Here is a 448-nt window from a genome sequence, read left to right on the forward strand (position 1 = left end):
ATTATTCCGTTCTTTGTAGAAAAACTGCCCACGGCTTCCCCCACCGGCTCCGGCGTTTGCGGATTCGATTGTGTTCCGTAAATCGTTGTATCGGCCCCGGTAGAAAACGGCGGAGGCAATTCCGCAAATAGCAATGCCGGAAATAAAAATAAAAAGAAAAATAATAATTTTTTTTCGCACATTAATCCCCTTCCTTTTCGGTTTCAATATTTTCTTTTGTTGCAATTTTATTTCCCTCAATGCCTACAATGAAACCGCCGATAATGATTAAAAATCCCATGCCAAAACTTGTATAAAGCGAGTCGCAGTTTCTGTCAAATTTCGCTGAAATAAAAAACGTTTCAGCTAACAATAAAGAAAAAATAATAAGACCGGCAATGTAACGCTGGCTGTTCATTTCCTTAAAACCCTCCGGCATACCGCTTGTTTTTTTAATCACTAAGGAAGT

General features: G+C 39.1%; 1 protein-coding gene and 1 pseudogene. Both read right to left on the reverse strand.

Features of this window, described 5'->3' with window-relative positions:
* A partial coding sequence (locus ACYVRH_RS14650) for a hypothetical protein (RefSeq protein WP_461257597.1) occupies positions 1-180 on the reverse strand: 180 nt, incomplete at its 3' end.
* A 1-nt stretch (position 181) separates the two neighbouring features.
* Positions 182-448: pseudogene (locus tag ACYVRH_RS14655) on the reverse strand (hypothetical protein); the annotation flags it as partial.

The organism is Treponema sp. R80B11-R83G3, from assembly GCF_054786115.1.